This is a genomic window from Streptomyces sp. NRRL F-6676 (genome assembly GCF_000725625.1).
Classification (GTDB): Bacteria; Actinomycetota; Actinomycetes; order Streptomycetales; family Streptomycetaceae; genus Streptomyces.
This window is the reverse complement of sequence record NZ_JOHS01000001.1, coordinates 158,069-183,702: the sequence shown is the minus strand read 5'-3', so window position 1 is coordinate 183,702 and position 25,634 is coordinate 158,069. Positions and strand designations below refer to the sequence as shown.

Genomic DNA, 25,634 nt, shown 5'->3' with positions numbered 1-25,634 from the left:
CTCCGGTGGGGATGTGACGCGGCGCCGCGGCGGGCGCGGTGCCGGTGGGCCGCCGCCGGGCCTCCCGGGGGCGGCGGCCCACCCTCCGCTCAGCCGGTCGCCTGCGCCGCCTCGTTGATCAGCCGGGCGACCTCGCCCGGACGGGACACGCCGACCGCGTGGGAAGCGGTGACGTGCACCACCGTGGCCTTCGCGCGCTCGGCCATGTACGTCTGTGCCTGGGCCGGGATGTTGCGGTCGTCGGCGGCCACGAGGACCCAGGACGGGATGTCCTTCCACGCCGGCGCCGAGGCGCCCTCCGCCAGCGCGGCGTCGGCCACGGGCCGCTGGGTGGCCGCCATGACCGCCGCGGTCTCCTCCGGGACGTCGGCGGCGAACTGCTGGTGGAAGCTGCTCTGCTCGATGTAGAGGTCCGCGGCCCGGCCGCCGCCGGGGAGCGTGACCGGCACCGGGCGGAGCGTCTCCCCGAGGGTGCTGCCCGGGAACCTGCCGGACAGTTCGACAGCGCTCTCGCCTTCGTCCGGCAGGAACGCCGCGACGAACACGAGGGCCTTGACGTGGTCGAGTCCCGTCGCGGCGTTGCTGATGACCGAGCCGCCGTAGGAGTGCCCGGCGAGGACCACGGGCCCGTCGATGGACTCCAGGAGCTGTCTGACGTACGCGCTGTCCTCGGTCAGTCCGCGCAGCGGATTGCTCGCGGCCACCACCGGGTAGTCGTGCGACCGGAGTTCCCGGACGACGCCGTTCCAGCTGGACGAGTCCGCGAACGCGCCGTGCACGAGGACGACGGTCGGTTTCTGTGCACTCATGAGAGTGGCCTTTCGTTGAGCCGGCTCACCACGCGCGTCATCGGGCGCACCCGGGTGCCGGAAGTGCCGTGCGAAGTGGATCAGTCGGTGCCGAGGGCCTTGCGCAGAACGTGGATCGCCTGCTCGATCGCCGCGGTGGATGCCTGCGTTCCGCGGACGGGGTTCAGCATCATGAAGTCGTGCAGACTGGCGTTGTAGCGGACGCTCGTGGTCGGCACCCCGGCCTGGATCAGCTTGCGGGCGTAGGCCTCGCCCTCGTCGCGCAGCACGTCGTTCTCGTCGACCGCGACGAACGCCGGCGGCAGTCCCCGGAGGTCCTCCGGGGTGGCACGCAGCGGCGAGGCCGTGATCTGGTCCCGCTCCGCCGGATCCGTGGTGTAGGCGTTCCAGAACCACTCCATGGCCTTCGCGGTCAGGTGCGGTCCGTGCGCGAAGACGCGGTAGCTCTCCGTGTCCTGCCCGGCGTCGGTGACGGGGTAGTAGAGGGACTGGTGCAGGAAGGTCACGTCACCGCGCCGCTTGGCCATGTGGGTGAGGGCGGCGCTCATGTTGCCGCCGACCGAGTCACCGGCGACGACCATGCGGGAACCGTCCAGGTCTTCCTCGGCGCCCTTGGTGGTGACCCACTGGGCGGTGGCGTAGGCCTGCTCGATGGCGACGGGGTACTTCGCCTCCGGGGAGCGGTCGTACTCGACGAAGACCACGGCCGCCTTTGCGCCCACGGCCAGTTCGCGCACCAGACGGTCGTGGGTGCCGGCGTTCCCGAGGATCCAGCCGCCGCCGTGGACGTAGAGGACGACGGGCAGCACGCCGGTGGTGCCGGCGGGCTTGACGATGCGCACCCGCACGTCACCGACCTCGGCCGGCACGGTGATCCACTTCTCGTCCACGTCCGGCTTCTCCACCGGCCCGGACTGGACGTCGTCGAGCAGCTTGCGGGCTCCCTCGACACCGAGTTCGTACAGCAGCGGCGGTTTGGCGGTGGCGTCGGCGAATTCCTGCGCGGCGGGCTCGAGAACGAGGTCACTCATGGTCGCTCCTTGGGAGCTGAGGCTTTTGGATGGCTTTCCACCTCATGAGACCGTATGAGGAGTCGATGTGTGACGTTACCGGCCCGCGCGAACGGTTCAGCTAGTCGGCGGCCACCCGGGTGGTGTCCACCTGCTTCGGCAGCGGGAAGCCGTCGACGTACAGATCGACGTGCTCGTTGTAGAACGCGGTCAGTCCGGCGATGCGGTTGGCGTGGATGGTCGGGAAGTCGTACGTCCAGGCGATGTCCTCGTGGGCGCCGGTGTCGCCGTCGAACGACCAGTAGTCGCTCGTTGTCCCCTTGTAGGGGCAACGGGTCACCGTGTCGGAGTGCCGCAGCCGGGTCCAGTCGATGTTCATGGGGTCGAGGTAGTAGCGGGTCGGCAGACCGGTCTCGAACAGCTTCACGCAGCCGGATGCCTCCGCCAGTACGACGCCGTCCACCTCGACCCGGACGGTGCTGCGCGAACGCAGCGCGTCCACGCGCGAGTACGGGCTCCGCGGATGGACGAAGACCGGCTCGTCCTCCTCGAACCAGGCGTCCAGCGCCTCCCATTCGAAACGCACCGTGTCGCGCAGGGCTTCGGGGGATCCCTCCCCCCAGACCCACGCCGCCCCCGGACGGACCTCCGGGCCGACCCGCAGGGTGTGGCGGTGCGCGGGCCCGGCACCGAGCTGCTCGGTATGCCTGTCGTCGTCGAGCACACCCTCCGCCAAGTCCTCGATCGGGATGCTGAACTGCGGGTACGCCTGCCACTCCCACACGTACAGCGCGCGGCGGGTGTCGAAGGCGACACGGCCCCCGACCATGCCCCGGATGCGGCGGGGAACGGGCTCGACGTGTCCGATCGGGACGATGAGACTCGGGTGCAGGACGCTCTCGGTAGCCATGGTGATCACCTTGGGTTCGCTGAGGGACGGTGCGCTCGCCGTGGCCGGGGCCCGGGAGGGCGGCGCGACTCGGGCCGACGGCCCGGTCCACTCGTTCGATGCTATCGCCCGCACCCGGCGACCACACCGAATGCGGGCCGTGGTGCGTCTTTCTTCACACGGTGTGCCAGGGATGTTGTCATGCCTGCGGATTCCGAGGCCGACGGAACGGGAGATGCCGTGCGTGCGGGCGGATTCGGTTGTCACAGAACGCGCGGGCACCCGGTCAATGGTCCGTAGGCGTTCCCCCTTGAGGAGATTCGCGCGGCCCTGGCGGTGACCGAGGAGGGAAGGCACCTCGCGGACGCCTCCGGCGGTGTCTCGGGACGAAGTGTGGGCCGAGGCCGCGAAGCACTACGACGAGGACCAGCTCCCTCGCGTTGATCTCGCTGATCGCCGTCATCAACGCCTGCGACCGCGTCAACGTCATCAACCAGCAGCCCGCGGGCGGTTACGAGCCCGGCATGTTCGGCTGACGCAGCGTACGAAAGGAACCAGATATGTCGTACCCGTACCCGGAGCAGAAGTACTGGGGTGAGGACGGTGAGGTCAGCGCCGTCTTCCGGCCGGCCACCACACCGCCGAACCTGGGTGAGAGCGGCACCGGAAAGGATGCCACCCACTATCTGGCCACCACCGCCACCACACGGGGCGAGTTCGGGCTGTACCGGGTGGAGATGCGGCCCCGGGCGGGCGGCCCGAAGACCCATTTCCACAAGCGGATCTCGGAGTCCTTCTTCATCCTGGACGGCACCGTGCGCGTCTTCGACGGTGTGCGGTGGGTCGACGCCCGCAAGGGTGACTTCCTGCACGTCCCCCAGGGCGGGCTGCACGCCTTCCGCAACGACTCCGACGCACCGGCCGACATGCTGCTGCTGTTCACCCCGGGCGCCCCGCGCGAGGAGTACTTCGAGCAGGTCTCCCGGCTGGGGCACGCTTCCGAGGAGGAGCGTGCCGCGTTCTTCGACCGGCACGACTCGTACTTCGTGGAGTAGGAGCAGGGGCAGGAGCGGGGCCATCGTCACCGCACGACGACGGGGCCCCGCATCCGTGACCTCCCGGCCTGGCCGGTGTCACGGGTGCGGGGCCCCGTCGTGAGTGCCCGTCCGGGGGTCAGGCGGTGGGCCGGGGTGCGCGCAGGTGGGCGCGCTCCTTCAGCTCCGCCTCGTCGACCAGTTCGAGCATGGGCTTGCCGGGCGCGCACATCATCGTGACGACGAACTCCGTCTTCTCGTCGCTGAGCGCGTTGCCGTCCTGGTAGTGGATGGCGTCGCCGCCCGGCTCCCAGAACGTGCCGCCGGCCTCGACCACGCGCTCGGGCTCACCCTCCAGTTCGAAGCGGACGGCACCCTTGATGACATAGCCGAACGCCGGGCCGGAGTGGCGGTGCGGCGGGGTGCCGGGGTCGCCGGGCTCCCACTCGACGTGGATGGTCATCGCCGAGGCGCCCTCGGGGACGACGATCGGCGAGGCGTCCTGGATCATCTTCGCCGCGCGGGTCCAGCTGGGGCCGTCCGCGTCGCCGGTTCCGTGACCGTGTCCGTGGTGGGCGTGCTGTGCATTCTCCGACATCGAGTCGCACCTTCCGTGGTTCCGCCGTGTCCGGACGGCGCATCGTCCGCCGGCACGGGGTCGTCTCCGGTCGTGATGACCGCTCGCCCTCCTGACCGGACACCGGGCGGGTCTGTGACAACGTGCCACGGCCGGTCGGGGGACGTCGGTCGGCCGCACGGTGTCACACCAAGGACTCGCGTTCTGTCTAGGTGAGACGGGCACGGTGGCACTGCGGCATCCGCCACCGTCCGCCCAGGACACCCGACACCCAGGACACCAAGGACGCCCAGGACACCCAGCGGGGTCATCGGGCCCCCGACGGAGGAGACGCGGATGAGAGTCGTCGTTGCAGGCGCCACCGGACTGATCGGTTCCCGGACCGTCGCACGGCTCCGGGACCACGGGGTGGAGGTCGTGCCGGTGTCGCGCGGGGAAGGAGTCGACGTCGGCACCGGCCTGGGCCTGGACCGGGCGCTGCGCGGCGCCGAGGTGGTCGTGGACGTCACCGACGCGCCCTCCCGGCGGCAGGAGGCCGGCACCGCGTTCTTCACCACCGCGACGGGCAACCTCCTCAAGGCGGCCGCCGCCGCGAACGTCGAGCATTACGTGGCGCTGTCGGTGGTGGGCGCCGACCGGATCGGGTCGGGCTACTTCCGGGCCAAGGCGGTGCAGGAGGACCTGGTCCGGCACACCACCGTGCCGTACTCCGTGGTGCGTGCCACGCCGTTCCACGAGTCCGTGGAGGCCGCCGCCGCGGCCGGCGCCCGGCCCGACGGCGTGCATGTGCCGCCGCTGCTGCTGCGGCCCGTCTCGGCCGATGACGTCGCCGCGCTCCTCGCCCATGTCGCGGTGGGGTTGCCGCAGTTCGGCGTGGTCGAGACAGCCGGGCCCGAGGAGCTCCGGCTGGAGGACGTCACGGCCGAGGTGCTCGGTTTCCTGGGCCGGCCCGGCCCGGTGATCGCCGACGCGCGGGCCCCGTTCTTCGGCGCGGTGCTCGATGAGCGGGACCTGCTTCCCGGGCCCGACGCCCGGCTGGGCCCTCACACGTTCGCCCAGTGGCTCAAGAGCCGCTGACCCCGCCGGGTGGCGATGCTCGCTGCCCGGATCACCCCGTCAGATCTGTCGTTCCCGCGACAACCACCGTGTCCGCGGCCGGTGTCGCCGACACCCACGCCGTGAAAAGAAGGCTGCCATGAGTGAACCCTCCCGGCCGACCGAGCCCTCCGTGATCAGTGAGCTGGACCAGTTGCCCGACCGCGACCGCGAGGAGACCGCCGAGTGGCGGGCCTCCCTCGACGCCGTCGTGCGCAACGCGGGGCCGGAGCGGGCGGTGTACCTGCTGCGGCGGGTGCACGAGTTCGCCGCGAGATCGGGCATGTCCCTGCCGGGGCTGCTGCACTCGGACTACATCAACACCGTTCCCGCCGCCGCGCAGCCGGAGTTCGACGGTGACCTGGAGATGGAGTCCAGGATCACCGCGCTCAACCGGTGGAACGCGGCGGCGATGGTCACCCGCGGCGCGCGCCTCGGGCTGGGCGGTCACATCTCCACCTACGCCTCGGCGGCCTGGCTCTACGAGATCGGCTTCCACCACTTCTTCCGGGGCAAGGACGGCGACGGCTCCGGCGACCAGCTCTTCGTCCAGGGACACGCCTCCCCCGGCATCTACGCCCGCCTCTTCCTCGAGGGGCGGCTGAGCGAGAGCCGACTGGACGCCTTCCGTCGGGAGGCCGGTGGCCATGGGCTGCCGTCCTATCCGCACCCCCGGCGGCTGCCGTGGCTGTGGGAGTTCCCGACGGTCTCCATGGGACTGGGCCCCCTCAGCGCCGTCTACCAGGCCCGCTTCAACCGCTATCTGCACGCCCGCGGCATCAAGGACACCTCCGCCTCACGGGTGTGGGCGTTCCTGGGCGACGGGGAGATGGACGAGCCGGAGTCGACGGCCGCCCTGACCCTGGCCTCCCGCGAGAACCTGGACAACCTGACCTTCGTCATCAACTGCAATCTCCAGCGCCTGGACGGCCCGGTACGGTCCAACTCGAAGATCGTGCAGGAGTTGGAGGCACGGTTCCGGGGAGCGGGCTGGAACGTGGTCAAGACGCTCTGGGGCGAGGCCTGGGACCCACTGCTGGCGCAAGACACCACCGGCGACCTGGTACGGCGCCTGGGCGAGGTGCCCGACGCCCAGATGCAGACGCTCGCCGCGCGGGACGCGGCCTACATACGCGAGCACTTCTTCACGGGTGACGCCCTGTCGGCGCTCTCCGCCTCCCTGAGCGACGCGCGGGTGGTCGAGTTGTTCGAGAACTCGCGGGGCGGACATGAGCCGTTGAAGGTGTACTCCGCCTACCGGGCCGCCGTCGAGCACCGGGGCGCCCCGACGGTGGTCCTCGCCCAGACGGTGAAGGGCCACACGCTGGGCCCGGCGTTCGAGTCGCGCAACGCCAACCACCAGATAAAGAAGCTCACGATGAATCAGTTCCGGGCCATGCGCGACCTGCTGGAGCTGCCCATCCCCGACAGCGCGCTCGCCGGTGACCAGGTGCCGTTCTGGCATCCGGGAGAGGGCTCGCCCGAGGTGCGGTACCTGCGCGAACGCCGGGCCGCGCTGGGCGGGCCCGCGCCCGTGCGTCGGGTGGTCGCCAAGCCGCTGCCGGAACCGCCCGCCAAGCCCTTCGAGGACCTGGAGAAGGGGTCCGGCCATCAGGAGATGGCCACCACGATGGCACTGGTCCGGCTGGTCAAGGACCTGATGCGCGACCCGCGCAGCGGGGCCCGCTGGGTGCCGATCGTCCCCGACGAGGCCCGCACCTTCGGCATGGAGTCGATGTTCCCCACCGCCGGCATCTACTCGCCGCAGGGCCAGACCTACGACCCGGTCGACGCGGACCAACTGCTCCACTACGTGGAGAGCACGACCGGGCAGCTGCTCATCGAAGGCATCACCGAGGCCGGTTCCGTCGCCGAGTTCGCCGCCGCCGCGACGTCGTACGCCACGCACGGCGAACCCATGATCCCCTTCTACATCTTCTACGCCATGTTCGGTTTTCAGCGGACCGGCGACCAGTTCTGGGCGCTGGGCGACCAGATGGGCCGCGGCTTCGTGGTCGGCGGCACCGCCGGACGGACGACGATGACCGGCGAGGGTTTGCAGCACGGGGACGGCCACTCGCACCTGCTCGCCGCCACCAATCCGGCGGCCGTCAGCTACGACCCGGCGTTCGCCTACGAGATCGCGGTCATCGTCCGGGACGGTCTGCGCCGCATGTACGGCGAGCGACCCGAGGACGTCTTCTACTACCTGACCGTGTACAACGAGCCCAAGCACCAGCCCGCCATGCCGCCGGTTCCCGGCATCGAGGAGGGCATCGTGCGGGGCATCTACCGGTTCCGGGCCGCCGAGGCGCCCGCGGCCGGGCCCCGGCTCCAGTTGCTCGCCTCCGGTACGGCGATCCACTGGGTCCTGCGCGCGCGGGAACTGCTCGCCTCCGACTGGGGCGTGCACGCCGACGTGTGGTCGGTGACGTCCTGGACGGAGCTGCGCCGGGACGCGATGCGTGCCGACGACGCCCGGACGCGGGGCGAGGAACGCACCCCCTTCGTCACTCGGGCCCTGTCCGGGGCGCCGGGGCCGGTGCTGGCCGTCAGCGACTGGATGCGGCAGGTGCCCGACCAGATCAGCCAGTGGGTCGAGCAGGACTACTACTCCCTGGGCACCGACGGTTTCGGGCTGTCCGACACCCGTGAGGACGTGCGCCGCTACTTCCGGGTGGACGCCGAGTCGATCGTGGCGACCGCACTGGACCGGCTGGCCCGGGCGGGGCAGGTCCCGCCGGAGACCGTCGCGCGGGCCCGCGCGCGGTACGGCCTCGACCGCTGAACCGCCGAATGAGGAGCCCCCTGCGGCCCGCGTCGTCCGACGCGGGCCGCAGGCAGAGGCCGTAGCGCGTCGTCCAGCCGCCGGCCCGCGCGTGCTCGCCCAGGTTGTCGGAGCAGGCGGGTGCCGAGTCCACGGCCCTGCCAGGAATCCTCGGCCGGCAGCGCCCCGGGCCATCAGGTGTAGATCCGAGGCGGGACAGCAGAGCGGGCACCTACGTGCGGGGGTCGGCCCTCGCCCGGGTGGTAGCGGCTCCACAGTGTCCGCGGCGAGCAAGCGGTGCATCGCCACGGTGCGGGCGAGTTGGCCGGGGCCTATCGGGACGATCCGCGGTTCGCGGCGCATGAGTCCGTCCTCGGGCGGCCGGGAACCGGTGCGCGGCCCGCACGCGGTGCGGGGTTGGGTCCTCTATGACGCCGGTGACCTTTCCGGGGTGCGTGACGCTCACCGCGTGGGACGATCGCACGTCCGTGGTGTGGGCACCGGCCCGCCGGGCCATGAACTCCTGGGCGGCGGGAGGGATGTTGAGGTTGTGGGCTTGTCGCCGCGGTCGGCGGGGCCGCCCTTGTCGGCGGAGGCCGGGGCGATCGTGGTGGCGAGCAGGCCGGCGGCGGCACCGGCGCCGGCCAGGGCGGTCATCGTCGTGTGGGTCCTGCTTGTGCGGGAGGTGCGGCTCATGTCGCATGCCTTCCGGGCGGGATCATGATCGGTGTGCGCGGCACGTCGTGTCGCCTTCTCGCCTTTCGTGTGTGTCGCCTCGCGGTTCAGGACCCGTGTCGACCGGTGATCTCTTCGTGTTCGGTCGCCGTGGGCTTGGGGATCTGCGTGCCGGGGCCGTAGAGGAAGCCGCTGAGCCCGGTGCGCAGGCGCTGCGTGCGGCGGGCCACGGCACCGTCCCCGTCGCGCGCGGGTACGGCGTCGAGGGGCCGGTGCTGCTCGTGCGAGGTCAGTGTGTGCAGTCGCGCCGGGTCGAGGGGTTCGTGGACCTCGACGTACTCGCCGTGCGGCAGGCGCTTGATGACGCCGGTCTCGCGGCCGTGCAGCACCAGGTCGCGGTCACTGCGTTGCAGTCCCAGCGCCACGCGCCTGGTGACGACGAAGGCCAGGACCGGGACGACGAAGAGGCCGACGCGCACGGCCCGGGTCACGTCATTGACGGACACGTGGAGCCTGGTGGCGATGATGTCGTTGGCGGCACCGATCAGGGCCACCGAGTAGACACTGATCCAGGCCACGCCGAGGGCGGTGCGCACCGGGCGGTTGCGGGGGCGGTCCAGCAGGTGGTGCTCGCTGTCGTCGTCCGTGACCCAGGCCTCCAGGAACGGATAGGCCCCCATGGCCAGGAAGAGCAGGGTCCCGGCCAGCAGCGGCAGAAGGTTGTCCAGAGCCAGGGTGTGTCCCCGGAAGTCGATTTCCCAGCCGGGCATGACGCGCAGCAGTCCGTCGGCGACGCCCATGTACCAGTCGGGCTGGGACCCGGCGGAGACCTGGTCGGGACGGAAGGGGCCGTAGTTCCACACGGGGTTGATCTCGGCGACGGCGGCCATGAAGAAGATCACGCCGGCCACGAGGAAGAAGTATCCGGCGGCCTTCACGGCGTACACCTTGGCCGGGAGACCGACGACGTTGTCGCGGGTACGGCCGGGTCCGGGGTACTGCGCGAGCCGGTGGCGCAGGGCCAGGACCACGTAGCCGACGATGAGGACGACCATGAGTGCGGGGATGACCAGGACGTGCAGGGTGTTGAAGCGGGCGATCAGGTCGTCGCCGGGGAACTCACCGCCGAAGAGGAAGAACGACAGATAGGTCCCTACGACGGGGATAGAGAGGATCGTGCCGTTCACGACCTGGAGGCCGGTGCCGGACAGCAGGTCGCCCGGCAGGTCGTAGCCGGTCAGGCCCGCGAACATCGCCAGGACGAGCAGTCCGAACCCCAGCACCCAGTTCAGCTCCCGCGGCTTGCGGAACTCGCCGGTGAAGAAGATCCGCAGCATGTGGGCGAGGACGGCGGCGACGAAGACCAGAGCCGCCCAGTGGTGTGCCTGGCGGACGAGCAGGCCGCCCCGGACGTCGAAGGAGATGTGCAGGGTCGAGTCGAAGGCCTCCGAGACCAACTGCCCGCGCAAGGGGGCGTAGTCGCCCTGGTAGACGACCAGGTCGGAGGAGGGGTGGAAGCAGAAGCTCAGATAGACACCGGTGATCAGCAGGATCACGAAACTGTAGAGCGCGATCTCACCGAGCAGGAACGACCAGTGGTCGGGGAAGACCAGGCGCCGGACGGAGCGCGCGACGGTGCGGCGGCGGCCCAGCCGGCTGTCCGCCCATCGGGCGAGCCTCTCCCCCGTACGCTCCCGCTCCGGCTCCACCGGCCGGCTGTCGTGGCCCATCTCTTCACCCTTCGTCTCTGCGTCACCCGCGACTCACCGGCGCCGCGGTGGCGGGCCTGGCCGTGGAGGCGCGCCTGGCCGTGGATCCGCGGCAGTGGCACGGCGCGCGGGCTTCCGGCCGCCGTGCGCCCGTGGCGGGGGTGTGGGGGCGCCCTCGCGGATCGCCCGGCCGGTCAGACCGTCCGGCACACGTATGGCGCGACGAATCCGACTCGTCCGGCACTGCGCTGTTCGACGTGATTCGTGTGTTGCTGTCGTCACCATGACCGGCGAGACGACGCGGGTGTGACATGCGCGGTGCCCCCGGCACGACAGCGGCGGGGCGTGGAACTCCACCTCCGCCGGGTCCGACGGGAAGGCCGAACGGCCGTCCCAGCGGGCGTACTCCGGTCCCGGTGGCAGGTCGACGAGATCGGCGAACCGGGCGGGCGACAGTCCGCCCCCGTGACGGGCCTCACCCCGGGCCCGCTCGGGACGGGCCCCTCGCGGGGCACCCGCTGTCACAGGCCCGGCTCACACGTTGTCTAGCTGGACATGCACCCCGTCATCACCGCAGCACCGGTGTCCCGGCCGGACCCGGACTCCTACGCCGTGACCGCCGAGTTCTACGACATCCTTCAGGCCGACCGGGACGCGGCACGCGTCCGCGACCTCTACGGCCGGCATGTCGCGCGGGCCCGTCTCGGTGTGCTGGACATCGGTGCCGGGACCGGCCGGGTCACGCTGATGAGCCTGGCCGAGTCCGCGGCCGACGTGCACGCGGTGGAGCCGGCCCGAGCCATGCGCACCTCCCTGCTCACCCGCCTCGCCACCCTGCCCGCGCGTCAGCGCGAGCGGGTGACCGTGCACCCGTGCGCCCTGGACGAAGCGGCGCTGTACGCGGCCGCGGACGTGGCCGTGTGCCACAACACTCTCGCCTGTCTCCCCCCGGCCGCGCGGGACGCGCTGTGGCCCGCGATCCACGCGGCCCTGGCCCCCGGGGGCACGCTCCTCCTGGAACCGCCGCCCGCGCTGCTGCCTCCTCGCGACGTCGTGCGCCGCCTGCCGGAGCAGCGGGTGGGCGCGCACGTGTACGGCGGACGCATGACGATGTCCGCGGCGGGATACCGCATCCGCACACGTGTCGACTACTGGGTGCGCGGTGGACGGCGTGTGCTGCGGGAGCACACGGAGTCGTTCTGGATGTGGCCTGCCTCGCGCGCTCGGATCGTTGACGACCTGGCACGGCACGGCTTCGTCCCGCTACCGGCGCACGACGATCCGCGTGTGCTGGCGGTGACGCGGCCGACCCACCGGTGAACCGGCGGGCGGGGCGGGCGGCGAACTCCCGGAGCCCGGGGCCGGGTGAACGCGTGCCACGGTGTCACAACGTATGTCGTCGCCCGGTCTGAAGGAGGACCGGACCACTCGGTCCGTGTGCGCCTCACAGACTGGGACGGGAATCTCATGCCACGTGCGAAGACGTTCGTGATCGTCGGGGGCGGCCTGGCCGCCGGCAAGGCCGCGGAGGAACTGCGCGGGCACGGCCACGACGGGCCGCTTCTCGTGATCGGGGACGAGCGGGAACGGCCGTACATCCGGCCGCCGCTGTCCAAGGGTTACCTGCTGGGCAAGGAGGACCGCGAGTCCCTCCACGTGCACCCCGAGAGCTGGTACCGGGAGCACGACGTCGATCTGCTCCTGGGCACGAGCGTGACGTCCGTCGACGCGCGTGGCCGGGCGGTGACGCTCGACGACGGCCGGCGCGTGCCCTACGCCGGTCTGCTGCTGGCCACCGGTTCCTCGCCGCGCCGCCTGTCGGTGCCGGGCGCGGACCTGGAGGGCGTGCTGTACCTGCGGCGCGTGGGCGACAGCGAGCGCCTCAAGGAGGCGTTCACCGAAGGCGCCCGGATCGTGGTGGTGGGCGGTGGCTGGATCGGGCTGGAGACGGCGGCGGCGGCCCGGGCGGCCGGCGCGGAGGTGATCGTGCTGGAGCGCGGTGAGCTGCCTCTGCTGAAGGTCCTGGGCCGGGAGGCGGCCGAGGTCTTCGCCGGTCTGCACCGGGACCACGGTGTGGACCTGCGTCCCCATGCCCGGATCGCGGCCGTCACCGGCACCGGGGGCCGCGCCGACGGGGTCCGGCTCGCCGACGGCACCCACCTGCCCGCCGACGCCGTGGTCGTGGGGGTGGGCATCACCCCCAACGTCCGCCTGGCCGAGGAGGCGGGCCTCGACGTGCGCGACGGCATCGTGACCGACGCCCGTCTGCGGACCTCCGCCGCCGGTGTCCACGCCGCCGGTGACGTCGCCAACGCCTACCACCCCCGGCTCGGCCGACATCTGCGCGTGGAGCACTGGGCCAACGCGCTGCACCAGCCCCGTACCGCCGCGCTGAGCATGCTCGGTCAGGACGCGGTGTACGACCGGCTGCCGTACTTCTACACCGACCAGTACGACCTCGGCATGGAGTACACCGGGTACGCCCAACTGGGCGGCTACGACCGCGTCGTCTTCCGCGGGTCGCGGGAGGAGCGGCGGTTCCTGGCGTTCTGGATGTCCGGCGACCGGGTGCTGGCGGGGATGAGCGTCAACCTGTGGGACGTGATCGGGACGATCCGCGCCCTGATCGAGTCGGGCGCGGAGACGGACGACGCCGCCCTCGCCGACCCCTCGGTCCCGCTGGAGAGCCTGCTTCCCCCGCACGCGCGACCGGCGGGAGACCAGGCATGACCGGCACCGCTCCCGCACCGCTGCGCCCGATGCCGGACGACTGGCGGCGGGCCCTGGCCGTGGTGGCCCACCCCGACGACCTCGAGTACGGGTGCTCGGCGGCCGTGGCCTCCTGGGTGGCCGACGGCAAGGAGGTCACCTACCTGCTCGCCACCCGCGGTGAGGCCGGCGTCGACACACTTGATCCCGGACGGGCCGGCCCCCTGCGGGAGGCGGAGCAGCGGGCCGCCGCCGCGGCGGTCGGTGTCCGCGCGGTGGAGTTCCTCGACCACCGGGACGGAGTGATCGAGTACAGCGTCTCCCTGCGCCGCGACATCGCCGCCGCCGTACGGCGTCACCGGCCCGAGCTGGTGATCACGCTGAACCACCGGGACTCCTGGGCCGCCGGGGCCTGGAACACCCCGGACCACGTGGCGGTGGGGCGCGCCGTGCTGGACGCGGCGGCGGACGCCGGCAACCGCTGGATCTTCCCGGAACTGGCCGGACAGGGGCTGCCGCCCTGGAACGGTGTCCGCTGGGTGGCCGTCGCCAACTCACCGTTGCCGTCCCACGCCGTGTCCGCCGAGCCGGGCTTCGAACAGGGCGTCCAGTCCCTGCTGCGGCACCGGACCTACCTCGAAGCCCTGACCGAGGAGGACCCCGAGACGTACGCGCGCCGCTTCCTGGGCGAGAGCACCGGCGTCCACCGCGCACGGTTCGACGGCGCTCCCGCCGTCGCCTTCGAACTGTTCAGCCGATGACCGGGCGCCCCGCGCGCCCCTCGTCGCCATTCCCGCCCGCCGCACGCGCCGCACGAGCCCGTGCCGAGGAAGGACCGATCATGACGTACGACTCCCCCGCCGTCCTGGACGCCGGACCGTCCGACGGCGTCGATCCGGACGAGTTCGTGCGCGCCGCCGTGCGCTGGCACTTCGACCCGGAGACCGGCTCCCGCTACTGGCTGGAGCGGGCCGAACGGCTCGCCTTCGATCCGCGGCGGGACGTCAAGGGCGTGGACGACCTGGCGCTCTTCCCCGACCTGAGCGACGAACTGCGCCAGGTCCCGGTGGCGGACCTGATCCCCCGGGGTTACGGCGGCGACGCCCGGCTGCTCAACATCTTCGACAGCGGCGGGACGACCGGGGCGCCCAAGCGGGTCGTCCAGCTCTACGACTGGATGCGGCAGAGCACCGCACAGGTCGACAGGCGTCTGCGGGAGCACGGGCTGCCCGTCGGTGCCCAGTGGCTGACCGTGGCGCCGACCGGTCCGCATCTGGTGGGGGACGTGCTGCAACGGGCGGCGGCCTCGCTCGGCGGCCCGGGACTGAGCATCGACATGGATCCCCGGTGGGTGCGGAAGCTGATCGCCACGGGCCGCGGCGACGAGGTGGAGTCGTACACCGACCACCTCGTCGAACAGTGCCGGCGGATCCTGCTGACCCAGGAAATCGGTGTCCTGGCCGCCACCACGCCCCTGCTGGAGCGCTTCGCCCGCGAGGACGACCTCCTGGAGCGGATCAACGGTTCGGTCCGGGCCATCGTCTGGGGCGGCACCCACATGGACCCCGACACCCGTCATCTGCTGGCCACGGAGGTCTTCCCCGGGGTGCCGCTGATCGGCATGTACGGCAACACCATGATGCTCACGGCGCTGCTCGAACGCGCCGGTCTGGACGCCTCGCAGCCCTGCGTCTTCGATCCGGTGTCGCCGTACGTGTTCCTGTCGGTCGTCGACCCCGCCACCGGGGAGCGCGTCGGGTTCGGCGAGCGGGGCCAGGTGATCGTCAGCCACGTCAGCAAGTCGATGCTCATCCCCCACAACGCCGAGCGCGACACGGCCGTGCGCGTCCGGCCCGTGGGCGGTCACGCGGGCGACGCCGTGGCGGACGTGGCGCCGGTTCCCACGGTGCGGGGCGAGACCGTGATCGAGGGCGTGTACTGATGGCCGCCGCCGACGCCGCCGCGCCGGTGTACCTGGACGCCCTGGGCCCCCTCGGCCCGTACCGCACCCGTGTCCCGGACACCGTGACGGATGTGTCCGGTGCCGAGGTGGCGCGGCTGAGCCTGGTGCCGCCGGTGTACGTCGACCGGGCGCTGGCCGCGCTGCGCAAGGCCGGGCCGGTCCCGGCGAACGGCCTGGACGCGCTGCTGGAGGCGGCCGCCGAGGAGTTCGCCACCGGCACCGTCGGCGGCCTGGGCGTGCGCGAGTACGAGTACCTGGTCAGCCGCACCTCCGGTACCCCGCTGACCGTGGTGCGCGACGCGACGCGCGGCACGGCGAGGTTCGTCGCCCGCGCCCGTGCCTCCGCCGAGCAGGGCAGGCCGCGCGGAACGGTCCGGGACCGACGGGATCCCTCCCTCGGGGCCGGGCACGCCGTGTGGGCCCGCCGGGGCGAGGTGTTCGCGGTCAACGCCTCCGGCAATCATCCGGGGGTCCACCGGCTGTGGCTGGAGGCGCTGGCCCTCGGCTACCGCGTGGCCGTACGGCCGTCACGGCGCGAGCCGTTCACCCCGCACCGCCTGGTCGGCGCGCTGCACCGGGCGGGCGTCGGCCGGGACCGGCTGGCGCTGCTGCCCACGGACCACCGGACCGCGCGGGCGCTGATCCGCGGCGCCGACCGTGCGGTGGTGTACGGCGGTGACGAGGTCGTCGCCCGTTACGCCCACGACGCCCGTGTGCTGCCCCAGGGGCCCGGCCGGACGAAGATCCTCGTCACGGCGGACACGGACTGGCGGGAGCATCTGGACACGATCGTCGCCTCGGTCGCCGACGAGGCCGGCACCGCGTGCGTCAACGCCACCGCCGTCCTCGTCGAGGGCGACCCGGCACCGCTGGCGGAGGCCCTCGCGGCGCGTCTGTCCCGACTGCCCGGTCTGCCGCCTCAGGACACCCGGGCGGTTCTCCCGGTGTGCCCGCTGGACCGGGCCCGGGCCCTCGACTCCTATCTGAGGTCGGTGGCGGCGGGGACCCGCGCCTGGCTCGGCGGTGACGGCGTCGTCGACGATCTCGGGGACGGAAGTGCCGCCCTGCGGCCGGCCGTCCATCAGGTCGCCGACGCCGGTGCCCCGCAGCTGCGGACCGAACTCCCTTTCCCCTGCGTGTGGGTGGCGCCCTGGAGCCGCTCGGACGGAATCGCCCCGCTGCGCGGGACACTCGTGCTCTCGGTCCTCTCCCGCGATCGTGCGCTGCTCGACGCGCTGGTGGCGGAGCCCTCCATCGCCAACGTGTACGCCGGTGACCACCCGACGTACTGGATGGCTCCGGGAGTGCCCCACGACGGCTATCTGTCGGACTTCCTGATGCGCGGCAAGGCCGTGATCGGGCTCGGGTTCGAAGTCGGGTGACAACGGTCAGTGGGGCAGCAGCAGCATCACGGCCGTCCCCAGCGCCATCGCGCCGTCGCGCACGTGCCCGTACGGGTCCGTCGCGGCGGCGCGGTGCGCGGGGGCCGTGGCGGTCCGCAGTGCGGGCATGGGGCGCGTCAACGACCGCAGGGCGCAGCCGAGAAGAAATACCGTCAGTACGCCGGTGACCAAGGTCGCCGTCGTCGAGGCGTCGGCGGCATGGCCGTGGGCCGCGGTGTGGTGCGCGGCCGGGACGCCCGCGGCGGCCACGGTCTCCTGGGCGGAGGCGGAGACGGCGCCGGCGCCGGACGGGGTCCGCGACATCCAGGCCATCGCCGCCATGCCGACGGCGGGCGTCAGCCGGTCGGCGAACACCGCCGCCGTACGGGCCGTCAGCAGGAACCACAGCGCGGCGGCGGTGAAGAACACCGTCGCGGCCCGGCCGGACAGGGACGGGCCGGAACTCCAGGGCATCGCCGCCATGGCCGCCGCCATGGTGAAGTGCAGGAGGAGATCCAGGCGGTCACGGCGGCCCGCACCCGGTGACCGGACACCGCGCCACAGCATGTGCAGGGCCACTACGGCGAACAACAGCGTCAGCATGCCGTGCACGGCATCGAGAGCCGGCGTCCTGTCCGACACGGTGTGCCCCTCCTGGTCCCTGGCGGTTCACTGTCCTGACCGGGCGCGCGATCGGTCCGTGACAGTGGCACCGCCCTCGGGGGGCGAGACGGCCGGGCACAAGGGTCCGCCGACGACGGTGCGTGTCCGAGGGTGAGCCGTTGCCACGGTGTGCCACCCGTGGGATTCGGGCGCACACGTACGCCCGTCCTTCGGCCGACGCGAGCGTCCGCGACCGCTTGTAGCATGGGGTGCACGAGGCCAGAAGGGATGTTCCATGCACGCTGGCACCCCACCCGGCACCCTTGACCAGGCGACGGAGGACTTCCTCTCGGCGCGCCCGCAGCTCTTCGGTATCGCGTATCGGATCCTGGGCAGTGCGGCGGAGGCCGAGGACATCGTGCAGGAGACCTGGCTGCGGTGGCAGGGCACCGACCGTTCGAAGGTGCACCAACCGACGGCCTTCCTCACCACGGTAGCCACCAGGCTGGCGATCAACGTGGCCCGGTCCGCGCGGGTGCGCCGGGAGTCCTACGTCGGCCCCTGGCTTCCCGAGCCCGTCGACACCACGCGCGATCCGCACCTGGGCGCGGAGCGGGCGGAGGCCCTGGAGATGGCGGTCCTGCTGCTCCTGGAGAAGCTGAATCCCGTGGAGCGCGCGGCCTACGTGCTCCGGGAGGCGTTCGACTACCCCTACGGACGGATCTCCGAGATCCTGGAGACCAGCGAGGCCAACACCCGCCAGCTGGTGAGCCGCGGCCGCAAGCACCTGGCCGCCGAACGCAAGGAAGCCGTTGCCCCGACAGCCCATCGGCGGCTGCTCGAAGTGTTCCTCTCCGCGGCGCGGACGGGCGACCTGTCGGTCCTGGAGGACGTGCTCACCGCCGACGTCGTCAGCTACACGGACGGCAACGGGATGCGCGGCGCGTCGAGGATCCCGGTCGTCGGGCTGCCCCACGTCTCGCAGTACCTCGTGGCCTTCGCTCCGCGCTTCTGGCCGCGGTCGCAGGTCCGGTGGGTCGAGGCGAACGGCCGGCCGGCCGTCCTGGTCCTCTCCGGCGAGGAGGCCGTCGCCCTGCTGACCGCCGACATCTCGGCGGACGGCATCGACCGGCTCATGTGGGTGATGAACCCCGCCAAACTGGCGCCCTACGTGGCCTCGCTGCGCGACTGACCTGCTGTCGGGGGGTCCTCGGCCGTTCGACGGGCAGGCGTCACAACACCGGTCGCTCGTCGGTCATCCAGTAGTCCCGGACGCCTGTCGGGACCGCCTACCACGACGACACCGGAGCCCTGCCGTGACCGAGCGGATCAAGTTGCCCACCCTGTCGACCGAGAAGGATTTCGACGGGGAGGAATTCTCGCCCATCTACACCACCACGGTGACCGTCCACGGTGGTACGGCCTCGCACGGGCGGGCCTCCGGTCACGCACGCTCGGCCGACGGGGCCTTGGACCTCGACCTGCGGATGCCGGCCGAGCTGGGCGGTGACGGCCGGGGAACCAACCCCGAACAGCTCTTCGCGGCCGGTTTCGCCGCCTGCTTCCACGGCGCGCTCAGCCTGCTGGCCCGGCGGGAGGCGCTGGACCCCACGGCGATCTCCGTCGTGGCGACCGTCGCCTTCGGCCGGGACCCGGAGGACGGCGGCTATCTGCTGCGCGTCGATCTGGTGGTGCGGTGGCCCGGTGTCGATCCCGCGACGGCCGACGAGCTGATCGGGAAGGCCGACGCGTTGTGCCCCTACGCGCGCATGGCGTGGAGAGGAACGCCCACCACCATCACACTCGCCCCCTGACAGGGCACGCTCGGTGGCGACGGCCGGTCAGGAGGGGAACCACAGATCCGCGTCGGCCGCTTCCTCCTTGCGGACGGTGAAGACGGAGATCTCCTTCTTGTGGGGCCCGCTCTGCGGGGGCAGTGCCTCGACCACCGGATGATCGCCGACCGCGTCACGCCGTGCGCGCGGCGGGGAGGCCGCCTCGTCGAAGTACTCCGCGTTGACGGCGAGGTAGTGCGCCCAGTGTCGCGGCAGATCGTCCTCGTGGAAGATCGCCTCCACGGGGCAGACGGGTTCGCACGCATGGCAGTCGACGCACTCCGCCGGGTTGATGTAGAGCGTGCGCGCGCCCTCGTAGATGCAGTCCACGGGGCATTCGGTGACACACGCCCGGTCCTTGATGTCGACGCAGGGCTGTGCGATGACGTACGTCATCCGTCCTCTCCTCTTCGGCCGTCGGACCTCCCCCGGCGCCTTGTCGCACGGCCGTCGGGTTCGCCCGGATGACCGGGGACCCCGGCACGTTGTGACACGTATGCGCCACCGATGTCACAGACCGCCGCCCGACATGGTCCTAGTCAGTGACCACTCAGAGCGACGGGAGCAAGCGTGCCTCTCACCGAACGACGTCTTTCCACCACGGTGCTGGTGATCGGTACCGGCGGGTCCGGCCTGCGGGCGGCGATCGAACTGGCCGAGGCCGGCGTCGACGTCATCGCCGTCGGCAAACGTCCCAAGGAGGACACCCACACGTCCCTGGCGGCCGGCGGCATCAACGCGGCCCTTGCCACGATGGACCCCGAGGACTCCTGGCAGCAGCACGCCGCGGACACCCTCAAGGAGAGCTATCTGCTCGGCGACCCCCGTACGGCGGAGATCGTCACCCAGGGCGCGGCCCTGGGCATCGACGACCTGGAGCGGTACGGCATGGCCTTCGCCCGCGAAGAGGACGGCCGCATCTCGCAGCGCTTCTTCGGCGCCCACACATTCCGCCGTACCGCCTTCGCGGGCGACTACACCGGCCTGGAGATCCAGCGCACCCTGATCCGGCGCGCGGTCCAGCTGGACATCCCGGTACTCGACAGCGTCTACATCACGCGTCTGCTGGTCCACGACGGCGCCGTCTTCGGGGCCTACGGCTTCGACCTGACCAACGGCACCCGCCACCTCGTCCACGCGGACGCCGTGATCCTCGCGGCCGGCGGGCACACGCGCATCTGGCGCCGCACCTCGTCGCGCCGGGACGAGAACACCGGCGACTCCTTCCGCCTGGCCGTCGAAGCCGGGGCCCGCCTGCGCGACCCCGAGCTGGTGCAGTTCCACCCCTCCGGCATCATCGAACCGGAGAACGCCGCGGGCACCCTGGTCAGCGAGGCCGCCCGCGGTGAGGGCGGCATCCTGCGCAACGCCCTCGGCGAGCGGTACATGAACCGCTACGACCCCGAGCGCATGGAACTGTCCACACGCGACCGCGTGGCACTCGCCTCGTACACCGAGATCAAGGAGGGGCGGGGCACCGCGAACGGCGGGGTCTGGCTCGACGTCTCCCACCTCCCCCGGCGCACGATCATGGACCGGCTGCCCCGGGTCTACCAGACGCTCCTCGACCTCCAGATGCTCGACATCACCCGTGAACCCATCGAGGTGGCTCCGACGGCCCACTACTCGATGGGCGGCGTCTGGGTCCGTCCCGAGGACCACAGCACCGACGTCCGCGGTCTGTACGCCATCGGCGAGGCGGCCAGCGGTCTGCACGGCGCCAACCGCCTCGGCGGCAACAGCCTGATCGAACTCCTCGTCTACGGCCGTATCACCGGCCGGGCCGCGGCGGCCTACTCGGAGTCACTCACCGCGCAGCCCCGGTCCGCGACCGCCGTGGCCGAGGCGCGCGCCGAGGTCGACGGGCTGCTCGCCGCGGACGGGCCCGAGAACGTCCGGGCGCTCCAGCGCGCGATCCGCAACACCATGACCGAGCACGCCGGTGTCGTCCGGGACGAACAGGGTCTGCGCACCGGCCTGGCGGAGCTGGACGCCGTCGAGAAACGCATGCGGAACGTCGGCGTCCATCCCGACATCGCTGGTTTCCAGGACCTCGCCCACGCCTTCGACCTCAAGTCGGCCGCCCTGGCGGCCCGCGCCACCCTCGAAGCGGCACTGGAACGCCGGGAGACCCGTGGTTGTCACAACCGCAGCGACTTCCCCGGCATGGACCCCGCCTTCCGCGTCAACCTGGTCTGGTCTCCGACGACCGGAATCACCCACGAGCACATTCCCGACGTCCCGGACGAGATCGCTTCCCTCATGACGGATGTGTCCACCGAGGGAAAGCTCGTCGAATAACAGGCTCCCTCACCAGAAAAGCCCGAACACTCACCGGAAAAGCCCGAACACCCGGACTCCAGAAGCACCGGAAACGCCAGAACACCGAAAAGGCGGTTCGCCCTGTCACAGAGCGAGTGAGTATCCGGTCTTGTCTGGTGCAGGCGACATCGCGCATCCCGAAAGGAAATTCACATGAAGATCGTAGTCATCGGCGGTACCGGACTGATCGGTTCCAAGCTGGTCGCCAAACTCAACGAGCACGGCCACGAGGCGGTGCCGGCCGCTCCCAACACCGGGGTCGACACGCTCACGGGCGAGGGTCTGGCCGAGGTCCTGACCGGCGCCTCCGTTGTGATCGACGTCTCCAACTCGCCCTCCTTCGAGGACGACGCCGTCATGGAGTTCTTCCGCACCTCCACCACCAACCTCCTCAAGGCGGAGGCGAACGCCGGTGTGACCCACCACGTGGCGCTCTCCGTGGTCGGCACCGAACGGCTCCAGGAGAGCGGCTACTTCCGCGCCAAGCAGGCGCAGGAGGGTCTGATCAAGGACTCGGGCATCCCGTACTCGATCGTCCACGCCACGCAGTTCTTCGAGTTCATGAAGGGCATCGCCGAGGCGGCGACCGACGGTGACACCGTCCGGCTGGCGCCGGTCAAGATCCGGCCCCTCTACTCGGACGACGTGGCCGCCGTCGTCGGCCGTACCGCGGTCGGCGCCCCCGTGGGCGGGGTGGTGGAGGTCGCCGGCCCCGAGGAGTTCCGGCTCGACGAGCTGATCCGCAAGGGGCTGGCCGCCAAGAAGGACCCGCGCGAGGTCGTGACCGACGTGCACGCCCCGTACTTCGGCGCGGAGTTGCGGGAGACCACGCTGCTCCCCGGTCCGGACGCGCACATCGCCGAGACCCGGTTCGCCGACTGGCTCGCGCAACAGCGCTGAGTCGTCGGGGGCGGGGCCCGTGCGAGGGGTCCGCACCCGTCACAGGGGGCCTGTCGTCCGCAGCGCGGCGCGGCAGGCCCCTCCCCTGTGCACGGCCGGTTCGACCGCTTCGGGGGCCCACTGGTACTCGACGGCTCGGAACCGTCGAGTACCAAGGCGTACGTGAGTGTCCGGACCGACAGTACGGACACGGGTGCGGCGGACCGCGACGCCCACCTGGCGATCAGGCGGCGCTCTCCGTCGCGCGCGACGCGCGCACCACGTGCCGTCGCAGGGCGCGGCGCTCCCCTTCCGTGGTGCCGCCCCAGATGCCCTCGACCGGTCCGGCGTCGACGGCCCACGCCAGACACTGCCGGACGACGGGACAATGGCGGCAGACCGCCTTCGCCTCGTCCGTCTGAATCGCCGCCGGCCCACTGCCGAGACCGCCGATCGGGAAGAAGAGATCGGGGTCCTCGGTCAGGCAGAGGCCCCTTACACGCCAGTCCATGATGTGTCTCCTGCATGAGAAACGGATACCGATTCGGGGGGTAGCTCGTCGAGTGGGGGCAATGCGGGAAGCATTCGGGTCACGCACGGTCGCTTTCCATGGAAGACCACGCTGTCGGTGCGAATGTGACATCCGACGTGCCGCGTGTGCGCCGCGACAAGACCGGCTCCGGGAACGGCCGTGCGCCGGTCCTCGGGATTCGCCGGGGAAACCCGCACAAAGGTGTAACGAAACGTCGGCGCCGCCGGTCGTTCGGGGCGAAGGTGAGCACCACGCCCTGCCGAATCCTCAGTACGCCGGGCCGGGGCTCCGGCGGTCGGACGAAGCGTCGTACGGCCGCCTCCGCAGACACCGGCAACAGAGAAACGGAGACCCGGGATCATGCATCCAGAGGCGACCCCCGTGGAAGGCGACCTGAGCGAGGCCGTTTCCGTCTTCGTCGCACTTCGACCCCGCCTCTTCGGCATCGCCTACCGCGTGCTGGGCAGTGCGGTGGAGGCCGAGGACGTCGTCCAGGAAGTGTGGCTGCGTTGGCAGCGGACCGACCGCACCCTGGTGATCAGCCCCGTCGCGTTCCTGTCGAGCGCCACCACCCGGCTGGCCATCAACGTGGCCCAGTCCGCCCGCGTCCGCCGCGAGACGTACATCGGTCCGTGGCTGCCGGAGCCCGTCGACACCAGCAACGACCCGGAGGTCGGTGCCGAGCGGGCGGAGGCACTGGAACTCGCCCTGCTCCTGGTGTTGCAGAAGCTCTCCCCGACCGAACGCGCCGCCTACGTCCTGAGGGAGGCCTTCGACTACGCCTACCCCGACATCGCGCGCATCCTGGGTCTCAGCCCTGTCAACGTCCGCAAGATCGTGAGCCGGGCCCGCAAACACCTCACCGGGGAGCAGCGGGACAGCGTCGACGCGGCCGAGCACCGGACGCTGCTCCAGAGGTTCGTCGCCGCCGCCCGGCAGGGCGACGTCGCCGGACTGGAGGCGCTGCTCACCCCGAACGCGGTCAGTCTGTCCGACGGCAACGGCATCAGGGGAGCGGCCCGGGTGCCCGTTCTGGGCCGTGCCCGCGTGGCGAACCTGTCCACCGCTCATCCGCGGTTCTGGCCCACGGTCGAGGCGGAAGCGGTCGAGGCCAACGGACGCGGCGGCATCCTGATCCACCGGGACGGCCGGCCCGCCACCTTCATGACGGTCGCGGCCACGTCCCGCGGCATTCACCAGGTGATGTGGGTCTTCAACCCGGCCAAGATCTCCGCTTTCCTGCACTCCCGCACCCGTCACCGGTCCGCGGCGGTCCTCTGCGTCTGAGCATGCCACTGACGCGGTGTGCCGGGCGCGGGACGGGGCAGGTCAGGCGCGGGGGCGGTTCCAGGAGCGCAACTTGTCGGGATTGAGGACGACCCATACCTGTACGACGCGTGAGCCGGCCAGGTCGAGGCAGACCACGGCGGCGACCTGGCCGTCGTAGCGTGCGACGAGACCCGTGCGCCCGTTGACGGGACGGGTGTGCAGAGTGGTGCGCGGGTGCCGGGCCAGCAGGGTCAGGAGACTCCGGGCGACCCGTGGGCCGCCGACGACGGGCCGTGTCAGTGTGCGGACCTTGCCTCCGCCGTCGTAGAACGCGACGGCGTCGGGGTCCAGCAGGGTGGCCAGACGGTCCGCGTCCTCGTCGGCGCACGCCTGCCGTACGGCGTCGACCAGTTCGTCCTCGACGCGCGGTGGCGTGGGACGTGCGGCCCTGGCCCGGAGGCTGTGCCGGGCCCTGTCCAAAGGTTCGGTGTCCGCCGGTCCCGGCCGGCCCCGGCCCGCCGGTCCCGCCGTGCTCACGGGGTCTTTGGCCGCGCTGCCGAAGGGGTCGTTGCCGAAGGCGTCGTTGCCGAAGGAGTCGTTGAGTACGAGAGCCGCTCGCTCGGCGGGTGTGAGCGCGTCCAACTCACCGGCCCACAGCGCGTCGAGACCGTCCGCCGGAGCCGGGTCGGACGCTCCATGGCTGCCCACACCCACGGGGCCCTGTGGGCCCCCGTCACGATCGGACAGGGCCAGCCGCCCGAGGGAGATGCTGCCCACGACCCGGGTCAGCCAGGCCCGCGGCGCGCCTATGCGGTCCCGCTGGTGCTCGGAGAGCGCGTACCACTCCCGGTACGCCTCGTCGGTGACGTGCTCGGCGGCAATGCCGCTGCCCAGCATCCAGTGCGCGACGTCCAGCAGGTGCCGCCGCTCGTCGAGCAGCTCCCCGATCGGCATGGTGTCAACCACTGGCTCCATACCGACTCCTCCTGCTCAACGACCCGTCCTTGTGACGGCTCTCGTCCTCCTGGATGCGGTTCCCGCCTCGCGCGCATCGTCACGTTACCGGCGGCACCACAACGGCCGCATCCATGTCCCCGGGGCTGCGCGGGGAATCTCCTCCCCACACAACACCGCACACCCTCACACGGTCACACTGTGACCGACGTTGCGTCCGAGGCAGCTGTCACAGGGCTCGTCACTGTCCGGTCAATGCGATGCCGACGGTCCACGAGCCGACGGCACGAGCTGAGGAAGGACGAGGGATGTCCCGAAGCACTGACCGGCAGACCGATCCCGCCGCCGCCACCGCGTCACTGGCTGCGGAGGCCGCCCTGCTCGAGGGGCGGTTGAGCCTGCTCCGAGAGGCGATCGACTCGGTGGACGCACGTATCGACGCCGTCTCCGAGACCCTACGGCGACTGCGGCGCCCGGTGACCGGCCCCACCGACGGCGAGGCTCCCGAGGGACAGGAGAACGGCGCCGGGCCCGGCCGCTCGAAGCGGGGCCGTGCCTGACACAGCGGGCGGGCGGGCCCGGTGGCGCGTCGCGACGGACCTCGTCGTCGGCGCGCCGCCG

General features: G+C 71.6%; 24 protein-coding genes and 2 pseudogenes. 16 read left to right on the top strand and 10 right to left on the bottom strand.

Annotation, left to right across the window (positions count from 1 at the left end):
* Nucleotides 1-89: 89 nt before the first annotated feature.
* The 3 genes from IO29_RS00765 to IO29_RS00755 form a co-directional block, all read right to left on the bottom strand.
* The gene (locus IO29_RS00765) at nt 90-809 is read right to left on the bottom strand and encodes an alpha/beta fold hydrolase (RefSeq protein ID WP_030378192.1); all 720 of its coding nucleotides are present in this window, start codon (nt 807-809) and stop codon (nt 90-92) included.
* Nucleotides 810-889: 80 nt separating this feature from the next.
* On the bottom strand, nt 890-1,840 hold the full coding sequence (locus IO29_RS00760) for an alpha/beta hydrolase (RefSeq protein WP_030378191.1): 951 nt from the start codon (nt 1,838-1,840) through the stop codon (nt 890-892).
* A 100-nt stretch (nt 1,841-1,940) separates the two neighbouring features.
* Nucleotides 1,941-2,729, bottom strand: coding sequence for a DUF427 domain-containing protein (locus IO29_RS00755; RefSeq protein WP_030378190.1), 789 nt, complete (start codon nt 2,727-2,729; stop codon nt 1,941-1,943).
* 300 nt (nt 2,730-3,029) lie between these two features.
* On the opposite strand from IO29_RS00755, the pseudogene IO29_RS00750 reads away from it, so the two are divergent.
* Together IO29_RS00750 and IO29_RS00745 are read left to right on the top strand one after the other, a co-directional pair.
* Nucleotides 3,030-3,244 (top strand): annotated as a pseudogene (locus IO29_RS00750) (carboxymuconolactone decarboxylase family protein); the annotation flags it as partial.
* A 24-nt stretch (nt 3,245-3,268) separates the two neighbouring features.
* Complete coding sequence (locus IO29_RS00745; RefSeq protein WP_030378189.1) at nt 3,269-3,763, top strand: cupin domain-containing protein; 495 nt, start codon at nt 3,269-3,271, stop codon at nt 3,761-3,763.
* Between the two features lie 118 nt (nt 3,764-3,881).
* Here IO29_RS00745 and IO29_RS00740 read toward each other — a convergent pair whose 3' ends face one another.
* Nucleotides 3,882-4,340 carry a cupin domain-containing protein gene (locus IO29_RS00740; RefSeq protein WP_030378188.1) on the bottom strand — a complete coding sequence of 153 codons (459 nt, stop codon included), beginning with the start codon at nt 4,338-4,340 and terminating at the stop codon, nt 3,882-3,884.
* A gap of 315 nt (nt 4,341-4,655) precedes the next feature.
* Here IO29_RS00740 and IO29_RS00735 point away from each other — a divergent pair, with 315 nt between their 5' ends.
* Together IO29_RS00735 and aceE are read left to right on the top strand one after the other, a co-directional pair.
* Complete coding sequence (locus tag IO29_RS00735; RefSeq protein WP_030378187.1) at nt 4,656-5,396, top strand: SDR family oxidoreductase; 741 nt, start codon at nt 4,656-4,658, stop codon at nt 5,394-5,396.
* Nucleotides 5,397-5,514: 118 nt separating this feature from the next.
* Nucleotides 5,515-8,202 carry a pyruvate dehydrogenase (acetyl-transferring), homodimeric type gene (aceE, locus tag IO29_RS00730; RefSeq protein ID WP_030378186.1) on the top strand — a complete coding sequence of 896 codons (2,688 nt, stop codon included), beginning with the start codon at nt 5,515-5,517 and terminating at the stop codon, nt 8,200-8,202.
* Nucleotides 8,203-8,643: 441 nt separating this feature from the next.
* Here aceE and IO29_RS40160 read toward each other — a convergent pair whose 3' ends face one another.
* Nucleotides 8,644-8,877, bottom strand: a complete 234-nt coding sequence (locus IO29_RS40160; RefSeq protein WP_324608149.1) for a hypothetical protein — start codon at nt 8,875-8,877, stop codon at nt 8,644-8,646.
* A gap of 86 nt (nt 8,878-8,963) precedes the next feature.
* Nucleotides 8,964-10,586 carry a cytochrome bc1 complex cytochrome b subunit gene (locus IO29_RS00725; protein ID WP_051707086.1) on the bottom strand — a complete coding sequence of 541 codons (1,623 nt, stop codon included), beginning with the start codon at nt 10,584-10,586 and terminating at the stop codon, nt 8,964-8,966.
* A gap of 534 nt (nt 10,587-11,120) precedes the next feature.
* On the opposite strand from IO29_RS00725, the gene IO29_RS00720 reads away from it, so the two are divergent.
* From IO29_RS00720 to IO29_RS00700, 5 genes are all read left to right on the top strand, one after another.
* A complete protein-coding gene (locus tag IO29_RS00720) occupies nt 11,121-11,885 on the top strand; it encodes a class I SAM-dependent methyltransferase (RefSeq protein WP_033224318.1) in 765 nt (254 codons plus the stop codon).
* A 147-nt stretch (nt 11,886-12,032) separates the two neighbouring features.
* Complete coding sequence (locus tag IO29_RS00715; protein WP_030378183.1) at nt 12,033-13,295, top strand: NAD(P)/FAD-dependent oxidoreductase; 1,263 nt, start codon at nt 12,033-12,035, stop codon at nt 13,293-13,295.
* Nucleotides 13,292-14,035 carry a PIG-L deacetylase family protein gene (locus tag IO29_RS00710; protein WP_030378182.1) on the top strand — a complete coding sequence of 248 codons (744 nt, stop codon included), beginning with the start codon at nt 13,292-13,294 and terminating at the stop codon, nt 14,033-14,035. The genes IO29_RS00715 and IO29_RS00710 overlap by 4 nt, the downstream gene beginning before the upstream one ends.
* 80 nt (nt 14,036-14,115) lie before the next feature.
* A complete protein-coding gene (locus tag IO29_RS00705) occupies nt 14,116-15,216 on the top strand; it encodes an acyl-CoA synthetase family protein (RefSeq protein WP_030378181.1) in 1,101 nt (366 codons plus the stop codon).
* Nucleotides 15,216-16,619 (top strand): aldehyde dehydrogenase family protein, encoded by a 1,404-nt coding sequence (locus IO29_RS00700; protein WP_030378180.1) that lies wholly within the window; start codon nt 15,216-15,218, stop codon nt 16,617-16,619. Before IO29_RS00705 ends, IO29_RS00700 begins: the two co-directional genes overlap by 1 nt.
* 6 nt (nt 16,620-16,625) lie before the next feature.
* Here the strand turns inward: IO29_RS00700 and IO29_RS00695 are convergent, their stop codons facing one another.
* The gene (locus IO29_RS00695) at nt 16,626-17,261 is read right to left on the bottom strand and encodes a DUF5134 domain-containing protein (RefSeq protein ID WP_030378179.1); all 636 of its coding nucleotides are present in this window, start codon (nt 17,259-17,261) and stop codon (nt 16,626-16,628) included.
* Between the two features lie 256 nt (nt 17,262-17,517).
* Between IO29_RS00695 and IO29_RS00690 the strand changes: the two genes are divergently transcribed.
* Entirely contained in the window at nt 17,518-18,414 is an 897-nt protein-coding gene (locus IO29_RS00690) for an RNA polymerase sigma-70 factor (protein ID WP_030378178.1), read from the top strand.
* A gap of 124 nt (nt 18,415-18,538) precedes the next feature.
* Nucleotides 18,539-19,036, top strand: a complete 498-nt coding sequence (locus IO29_RS00685) for an Ohr family peroxiredoxin (protein ID WP_030378177.1) — start codon at nt 18,539-18,541, stop codon at nt 19,034-19,036.
* A gap of 27 nt (nt 19,037-19,063) precedes the next feature.
* On the opposite strand, the gene fdxA is transcribed toward IO29_RS00685, so the two are convergent.
* Nucleotides 19,064-19,453, bottom strand: coding sequence for a ferredoxin (fdxA, locus tag IO29_RS00680; RefSeq protein WP_063738073.1), 390 nt, complete (start codon nt 19,451-19,453; stop codon nt 19,064-19,066).
* A gap of 174 nt (nt 19,454-19,627) precedes the next feature.
* Here fdxA and IO29_RS00675 point away from each other — a divergent pair, with 174 nt between their 5' ends.
* The 3 genes and pseudogenes from IO29_RS00675 to IO29_RS40155 all read left to right on the top strand — a co-directional run.
* Nucleotides 19,628-21,358, top strand: a complete 1,731-nt coding sequence (locus IO29_RS00675; protein WP_030378175.1) for an L-aspartate oxidase — start codon at nt 19,628-19,630, stop codon at nt 21,356-21,358.
* A 174-nt stretch (nt 21,359-21,532) separates the two neighbouring features.
* The gene (locus IO29_RS00670; protein ID WP_030378174.1) at nt 21,533-22,279 is read left to right on the top strand and encodes an SDR family oxidoreductase; all 747 of its coding nucleotides are present in this window, start codon (nt 21,533-21,535) and stop codon (nt 22,277-22,279) included.
* A gap of 87 nt (nt 22,280-22,366) precedes the next feature.
* Nucleotides 22,367-22,486 (top strand): annotated as a pseudogene (locus IO29_RS40155) (polyisoprenoid-binding protein); the annotation flags it as partial.
* 16 nt (nt 22,487-22,502) lie between these two features.
* On the opposite strand, the gene IO29_RS00665 reads toward IO29_RS40155, so the two are convergent.
* Nucleotides 22,503-22,769: a WhiB family transcriptional regulator gene (locus IO29_RS00665; protein WP_030378173.1), complete on the bottom strand. Its 267-nt coding sequence runs from the start codon at nt 22,767-22,769 to the stop codon at nt 22,503-22,505.
* A 381-nt stretch (nt 22,770-23,150) separates the two neighbouring features.
* Between IO29_RS00665 and IO29_RS00660 the strand changes: the two genes are divergently transcribed.
* On the top strand, nt 23,151-24,077 hold the full coding sequence (locus IO29_RS00660; RefSeq protein WP_030378172.1) for a sigma-70 family RNA polymerase sigma factor: 927 nt from the start codon (nt 23,151-23,153) through the stop codon (nt 24,075-24,077).
* Nucleotides 24,078-24,119: 42 nt separating this feature from the next.
* On the opposite strand, the gene IO29_RS00655 is transcribed toward IO29_RS00660, so the two are convergent.
* On the bottom strand, nt 24,120-25,034 hold the full coding sequence (locus IO29_RS00655; RefSeq protein WP_030378171.1) for a sigma-70 family RNA polymerase sigma factor family protein: 915 nt from the start codon (nt 25,032-25,034) through the stop codon (nt 24,120-24,122).
* Nucleotides 25,035-25,321: 287 nt separating this feature from the next.
* On the opposite strand from IO29_RS00655, the gene IO29_RS00650 reads away from it, so the two are divergent.
* Complete coding sequence (locus IO29_RS00650) at nt 25,322-25,573, top strand: hypothetical protein (protein ID WP_030378170.1); 252 nt, start codon at nt 25,322-25,324, stop codon at nt 25,571-25,573.
* Nucleotides 25,574-25,634 lie beyond the last annotated feature (61 nt).

Excerpts from the sequence above, each read along its gene's own strand:
- IO29_RS00765 (WP_030378192.1), bottom strand. The coding sequence starts at position 809 with ATGAGTGCACAGAAACCGACCGTCGTCCTCGTGCACGGCGCGTTCGCG.
- IO29_RS00760 (WP_030378191.1), bottom strand. The coding sequence starts at position 1,840 with ATGAGTGACCTCGTTCTCGAGCCCGCCGCGCAGGAATTCGCCGACGCC.
- IO29_RS00755 (WP_030378190.1), bottom strand. The coding sequence starts at position 2,729 with ATGGCTACCGAGAGCGTCCTGCACCCGAGTCTCATCGTCCCGATCGGA.
- IO29_RS00745 (WP_030378189.1), top strand. The coding sequence starts at position 3,269 with ATGTCGTACCCGTACCCGGAGCAGAAGTACTGGGGTGAGGACGGTGAG.
- IO29_RS00740 (WP_030378188.1), bottom strand. The coding sequence starts at position 4,340 with ATGTCGGAGAATGCACAGCACGCCCACCACGGACACGGTCACGGAACC.
- IO29_RS00735 (WP_030378187.1), top strand. The coding sequence starts at position 4,656 with ATGAGAGTCGTCGTTGCAGGCGCCACCGGACTGATCGGTTCCCGGACC.
- aceE (WP_030378186.1), top strand. The coding sequence starts at position 5,515 with ATGAGTGAACCCTCCCGGCCGACCGAGCCCTCCGTGATCAGTGAGCTG.
- IO29_RS40160 (WP_324608149.1), bottom strand. The coding sequence starts at position 8,877 with ATGAGCCGCACCTCCCGCACAAGCAGGACCCACACGACGATGACCGCC.
- IO29_RS00725 (WP_051707086.1), bottom strand. The coding sequence starts at position 10,586 with ATGGGCCACGACAGCCGGCCGGTGGAGCCGGAGCGGGAGCGTACGGGG.
- IO29_RS00720 (WP_033224318.1), top strand. The coding sequence starts at position 11,121 with ATGCACCCCGTCATCACCGCAGCACCGGTGTCCCGGCCGGACCCGGAC.
- IO29_RS00715 (WP_030378183.1), top strand. The coding sequence starts at position 12,033 with ATGCCACGTGCGAAGACGTTCGTGATCGTCGGGGGCGGCCTGGCCGCC.
- IO29_RS00710 (WP_030378182.1), top strand. The coding sequence starts at position 13,292 with ATGACCGGCACCGCTCCCGCACCGCTGCGCCCGATGCCGGACGACTGG.
- IO29_RS00705 (WP_030378181.1), top strand. The coding sequence starts at position 14,116 with ATGACGTACGACTCCCCCGCCGTCCTGGACGCCGGACCGTCCGACGGC.
- IO29_RS00700 (WP_030378180.1), top strand. The coding sequence starts at position 15,216 with ATGGCCGCCGCCGACGCCGCCGCGCCGGTGTACCTGGACGCCCTGGGC.
- IO29_RS00690 (WP_030378178.1), top strand. The coding sequence starts at position 17,518 with ATGCACGCTGGCACCCCACCCGGCACCCTTGACCAGGCGACGGAGGAC.
- fdxA (WP_063738073.1), bottom strand. The coding sequence starts at position 19,453 with ATGACGTACGTCATCGCACAGCCCTGCGTCGACATCAAGGACCGGGCG.
- IO29_RS00670 (WP_030378174.1), top strand. The coding sequence starts at position 21,533 with ATGAAGATCGTAGTCATCGGCGGTACCGGACTGATCGGTTCCAAGCTG.
- IO29_RS00665 (WP_030378173.1), bottom strand. The coding sequence starts at position 22,769 with ATGGACTGGCGTGTAAGGGGCCTCTGCCTGACCGAGGACCCCGATCTC.
- IO29_RS00660 (WP_030378172.1), top strand. The coding sequence starts at position 23,151 with ATGCATCCAGAGGCGACCCCCGTGGAAGGCGACCTGAGCGAGGCCGTT.
- IO29_RS00655 (WP_030378171.1), bottom strand. The coding sequence starts at position 25,034 with ATGGAGCCAGTGGTTGACACCATGCCGATCGGGGAGCTGCTCGACGAG.
- IO29_RS00650 (WP_030378170.1), top strand. The coding sequence starts at position 25,322 with ATGTCCCGAAGCACTGACCGGCAGACCGATCCCGCCGCCGCCACCGCG.